The sequence below is a fragment of the Bradyrhizobium sp. Leo114 genome, from assembly GCF_055229415.2.
This window is the reverse complement of sequence record NZ_JBUYEN020000133.1, coordinates 1-3,399: the sequence shown is the minus strand read 5'-3', so window position 1 is coordinate 3,399 and position 3,399 is coordinate 1. Positions and strand designations below refer to the sequence as shown.

Below are 3,399 nucleotides of genomic sequence, written 5' to 3'. Positions count from 1 at the left end.
ATGGAGCCATGCCAAGCGCACTGGCAATGCACGCCGGCCGCTGCGCGCAGGCGAGAAATTGGAAGACCGAGTCCGCACCCAGCTCGCCGACATCGGCAACAGACCAGCTTTGGTGCGTTCCTTCTTCTTCAAGCATCCAGATGTCGCCTATATTTCTGACCTATGAGTAAGACTTCCGCCACATGTCAAGCGCTGTGACAAGCTCGCCAGAAACTTCCTCGCTGGGCTCTCATTGCCGCACCTGCAATCTGGTGGCTCAATTGACCCCGGACCTTGGCCCCAATCCAATGGACGACGATCTGGTGGGCCGGAAAAATCTCAAACTGAGGCACGACGGATTTTGAAAGTCTTCGGATTGCGAGCTTTGGGGGCGCCGCTGGCAGCGCCGGTTCCACGACGTCAGCCTCTCGTCAGGTTGCGACAGTAGCCTGCTGTCTCATTGCTGAAGTCCAGTCGAACGAGGTCGCGATGGATCCGAACAGATTCAATATTTTCAGTCCCCGACTGGCAACGTGGGTATCACCCCGCCTTGGCGAAGCAACAGTCAGGTCAGGGGGGCAAGCGGACGAGGCTGGGCATCCGAGCTTTGAGCAACGCTTGGATGAGGTGCAACAAGCCGATGCCGCTCCCGTCCCAGCGGCGCCCGCGCGTCGAGATCGATACACCCCCCATCTGTCTAATGAAGACGCCTCCATCATCGACAACGCCATTCGGTCGGCGGGTGAACGCCGGGGACTGCGCGCGGCAACGGTCGGTAGTTATGTAACGGTTCTTCGTGGTCTTGGAGATGATCTCGCACGTAATGGGCAATCGATTTCTGCGCTCGATCACAATTCGCTGGTAGCCCACGCCAATAAATTCGGCAACCGGAAAATTATTACTGGCTTGCGTTATCTTCGGGAGTATCTTGAACCCGGTGGTACGTCAGGCCGTTCCCAGCGTGGGCGGCAACGGAGTATTCCAGCCGAAGACCAAGCCCTCATCGAGGGCGCAGCTCGTAGCAGCAGGCGACCCGCAGCGGCCGTTGTGATCTATAGCGGCAGCCTTCGCATATTTTCTGAAGCGCTCAACCGCGAGGGCCACGCAATCGCCAGGCTAGATCACGAGTCACGCATCAAGCGCGCTAAAGAGTTGCGTCCGAACGACACAACCCTCGGGCCCGCGTTGAAGATGATTGACGAGTTTCAGCGCGCGGAGCGCGCATCCGGCGCAAGTAGCTCATGGCATCTGGGTCGTTATCCCGAAGACGCCGCCCTCATAGATGGCGCGCTCGACCAGGCCTTGAAAAATCTTGAGCCAAGGAAGTCTGCCCAGGAGCGGGCTGCACGTCTTCATACCCTGGGTGCGTGGCTTAAAGAAAATGGCAGGGAGAGCATGGCTGGCCGACTTAACCGCTCCAACAAGGAGGAATTTACGCTGCGCGACGATGTGCTTGCATTCAAACTGACTGAAGGCAGGCTATATGATCTTGATTTGGCGCACCTTCGGAATTACTTAAAACTCGTCGAGGCGAACCATGCTCTAGGGCCAGAAGCCCGCGAGCAGCCGGCTTTGCCGTCCGGGCTGGGCGCTGGGCGGCCCAGCCCGTCGCAGGCGCTTCCCGCAACCCCAGCCACCCCGAGCGAGGGAGCTTGGGCTTTGTTGAGGAAGGAGATGCAAGAACCAGCGTCACCGTCAACTGCCAGGGCTCGCTCAGACACTTACGCCGGCCTTGAGCCGTTTGTTGACCTGAATGCGCCGACGCCATCCGAATTGCGCGACGATGCTCACTTTGCGCCAGCGCACCTGGCCGGAGCTCGTTCAAATACCTACGCGGGTCTGGACTCTTTCGTTGACCTGAATGCGCCGACGCCATCCGAATTGCGCGATGATGCTCACTTTGCACCAGCGCACCTGGCCGGAGCTCGTTCAAATACCTACGCGGGTCTGGACTCTTTCGTTGACCTGAATGCGCCGACGCCATCCGAATTGCGCGACGATGCTCACTTTGCACCAGCGCACCTGGCCGGAGCTCGTTCAAATACCTACGCGGGTCTGGACTCTTTCGTTGACCTGAATGCGCCGACGCCATCCGAATTGCGCGACGATGCTCAATCACCGCCGGTGCTCGGCCCTGCCGGCTTTGTCGTCGGCGCATCGGGCTCGCTTGTGGAGCTTGAGGATATCGGACCTCTCGTCGGCGAGAATTGGCAGCATGGCTCCCGGCCGGTGCCGGATTTCCTGCTCGATGCCCTGGATAACATCGGCGTCCTGCCGACCCAGTTCAGCGGCCCAAGGCAGGTCTCCATCAACGGTGAGACCTACTCGATCACATTGCGGACGCGAGGACGCCGCGATGCGCAATTCATCCATCATCCTCGCCCTTCCCCCGTCCCAGATGCCCGGACCGGTACGTCAGTTACCGGCGCCTCTTCCGCCGGCCGCAGCGGACGCGTGCTAGGTGCCACGGACTGGCTGTCGAACGAGCATATCCAGCGGGACTATGAGCTCCTGACACAGGAGTTGCAGGAGAGCAATCCGGATCTCGCCGCCCGGACGCAGTTCGTGAATCCCCTGATAGCCCAAATGGTGCGGTCAGACGCGCTCGCGGCACAAGCACTCAATTGGATTGGCCATACAGACGACTTCCTGTTCCTGCCGGTAAACGATGCCGGCGCGGAGATAGAGCGGCGCGGCAGTCACTGGTCGCTGCTGCTGATTGATCGCAGCGATCGGTCAAGGCCGGTTGCCCATTACTACGATTCTCTGATGGTAGACGATGGGTACGGCTCTCAGGTGGGATATAATGACCGGCCCGCAGCGGAGCTCGCAAGACGGCTGGGGGCCAACCCGCAACGGGCCGCAATGCGCCAGCAGAGCAACACCTATGATTGCGGCGTCTTTGTCGTGGACGGCACCCGGGAGCTGGTCAGGCGATTGGCAACAGGACAGCCGGACCTGCTGAACCTTAAGAACCTCAGGGTCAGTCGGCTGGCCCTGCAAAACCGGCTCAGGAGCTGAGGTCGGCTTGTGTCGATAGAACTGGCTGAAGCGGCTCTCGCCGACACCGGCCAGACCTTGTGTGCGAGGCTGAATCCGACAGTCGAAAGGCAAAGCTGGCGAAGCTGCTGACCAGTCGGCCAAAAGGCTGCGCGGCCCTTTCGAAGGAGGCGAGATTGAACCGGGCCATTCGAGCCTACCGGATGAATCTCGAAGGAATCCTTTCGAAGCACAGGCTGCGGCGGCCGCGACCCACGCATCGTTCTTGATCCGCTGGTCGATCCAGGAAATCCGTAAGCGCTAAGCCGATACCCAGGGTTCGGGGTTAGATTAGATGTGCGAAGAAGCGTCCGGATTGAACGGAGGTTTGGGATGGGATTGGACGGCAAAAAGGACGTCCATTTGGACAGCTCGTCAGTT

At 59.9% G+C, this 3,399-nt stretch carries 1 protein-coding gene; it reads left to right on the top strand.

Annotation, left to right across the window (positions count from 1 at the left end; translation table 11 throughout):
* Positions 1 to 606: 606 nt before the first annotated feature.
* Positions 607 to 3,000: a Ulp1 family isopeptidase gene (locus ACZIRK_RS44810; protein ID WP_474419806.1), complete on the top strand. Its 2,394-nt coding sequence runs from the start codon at positions 607 to 609 to the stop codon at positions 2,998 to 3,000.
* The last annotated feature ends 399 nt before the right edge of the window (positions 3,001 to 3,399 follow it).